Here is a 1,979-nt window from a genome sequence, read left to right on the forward strand (position 1 = left end):
TCGATGGCATCGAACCAGCTGCCGTCGCGAGACCCTTCCGTAAGCAGGCGGTTACGCCCGCGCATCGCCTTCTCGTAGTCGAGCGCGCGCTGGCCGTGGCCGGGATCGATCGCCAGCACCAGCCGGTCGAGGAAGCGCCGGCGGTCGGCCGCCGGCCCGGGGAACAGGCCGTCCATCGCCGGCGTCAGCCAGACGACACGCAGCCACTCCAGCATATCCTCGGACGACCGCGCCGCGGCGCCATTGATCCGCACGCGTCTGCCGCTCTCGCCGCTGTCGCCGCCCGCAATGCCGGTGCCGATCTCGGCCTGGCCTTCCGGCCCTTCGATGCGGGCATGCAGCGCAAAACCGCCATCGCCGTCTTCGCGCGCCAGGTCGGCATAGGGTGCGCGGCGCAGTCCGCGCCCGGGCGTCAGCAGCGAGATCGCTTCCAGCAGATTGGTCTTGCCGGCGCCATTGTCGCCGGACAGCACCACCGCTCCGGGCGACAGGCCGATGGATAGCGCCGCATAGTTGCGGAAATTCGTAAGTGTAAGCTTACTTATATGCGTTTGTTGCTGGAGCTGTGTTGCACCTGCGGTCACGGCAGCAAAATCGCCTCGTTGGCAGCCTAGAGTCGGATGATTTCAGGTCGAATCGACCTGAAATCTGAATCCGGCTCTAAATCAAGGAGATAGAGCATGATGTCGTCCGAAAACTGCTTCACACTTTTCGGCATCATGCTCTAGACGCGCATCGGCATCAGCACGTAGAGCGCGGTCTCGTCGGCCATGTCGTGGATCAGCGTCGGCGAGCCGGCGTCGGCGAGCATGAATTTCGCCTCCGTGCCGGTGAGCTGCGCGGCGACGTCGAGCAGATACTTGGCGTTGAAGCCGATCTCGATCGGATCAGCCGAATAGTCGGCGGCCAGTTCCTCGGTGGCGCTGCCGGAATCCGGATTGTTGACGGCCAGCGTCAGCTGGCCCTCGGCGATCGACAGTTTCACCGCCCGGCCGCGCTCCGACGAAATGGTCGAGACGCGGTCAACGGCCGCGGCGAAGCTCTGCCGGTCGATGATCAGCTTCTTGTCGTTGCCGGTCGGAATGACGCGCTGATAGTCCGGGAAGGTGCCGTCGATCAGCTTCGAGGTCAGAACCACGCTGCCGATGGTGAAGCGGATCTTGGTGTCGGAAAGTTCGGTGGTCACGGCCACATCCGGGTCGTCGACCAGCTTCTGCAGCTCGCTCACCGTCTTGCGCGGGATGATGATGCCCGGCATGCCTTCGGACCCTGCCGGCGCGTCGATCTCGGCGCGCGCCAGGCGGTGGCCGTCGGTCGCCACCGAGCGCAGTTTCAGCTTGCCGCCGGCTTCGTGCGTGTGCAGGTAGATGCCGTTGAGGTAGTAGCGCGTCTCCTCGGTGGAGATGGCAAATTGCGTCTTTTCGATCAGGCCTTTCAGGTCAAGCGAATCGAGCCGGAAGATGTGCGAGAAGGAACCGGCCGAAAGCTCCGGGAAATCGGACTGCGGCAGGCACTGCAGGCGGAAGCTCGAACGGCCCGAGGTGACCGTCATCGCATTGCCGTCCTCGTCGGTCTTCAGCATCACCTCCGCCCCGTCGGCGAGCTTGCGCACGATGTCGTAGAGCAGATGCGCCGGAACGGTCGTCGCCCCGCCGCGCTCGACCTTGGCGGGCGTCGCTTCGGTCACTTCCAGGTCGAGGTCGGTCGCCTTCATCTCGAGGCTGGCGCCCTCGGCGCTGAGCAGCACGTTGGACAGGATCGGTATGGTGTTGCGCCGCTCGACCACGCGGTGGACATGGTTGAGCGACTTCAGGAGATTTGACCGTTCCAGGATAACACGCATGACGAAACAGGCTCGCTTGAATGGATGAGCGGGTCTCCGGCGAGCGGCGCCCCGCGAAAGGTCTGAACAGGCTCAGAATCTGCTTAAGCTGACAGGAAAAAGCCTGCAAACGCAAGCCCGCGCCACCGGTTAGGAC

The 1,979-nt window shown here is 64.2% G+C and carries 2 protein-coding genes; both read right to left on the reverse strand.

The genetic code is table 11. The features are described 5' to 3' along the window. Positions 1-584: AAA family ATPase (locus EN780_RS32995; protein WP_145971025.1), on the reverse strand; the 584-nt coding region annotated here is incomplete at its 3' end. 140 nt (positions 585-724) lie between these two features. Continuing rightward, entirely contained in the window at positions 725-1,843 is a 1,119-nt protein-coding gene (gene dnaN / locus EN780_RS33000; protein WP_127287223.1) for a DNA polymerase III subunit beta, read from the reverse strand. Positions 1,844-1,979 lie beyond the last annotated feature (136 nt).

The organism is Mesorhizobium sp. M4B.F.Ca.ET.089.01.1.1 (assembly GCF_004022605.1).
Taxonomy (GTDB): Bacteria; Pseudomonadota; Alphaproteobacteria; order Rhizobiales; family Rhizobiaceae; genus Mesorhizobium; species Mesorhizobium abyssinicae.

Bases quoted from the DNA above. Each gene is read 5' to 3' on its own strand.
- dnaN (WP_127287223.1), bottom strand. From the start codon at position 1,843: ATGCGTGTTATCCTGGAACGGTCAAATCTCCTGAAGTCGCTCAACCAT.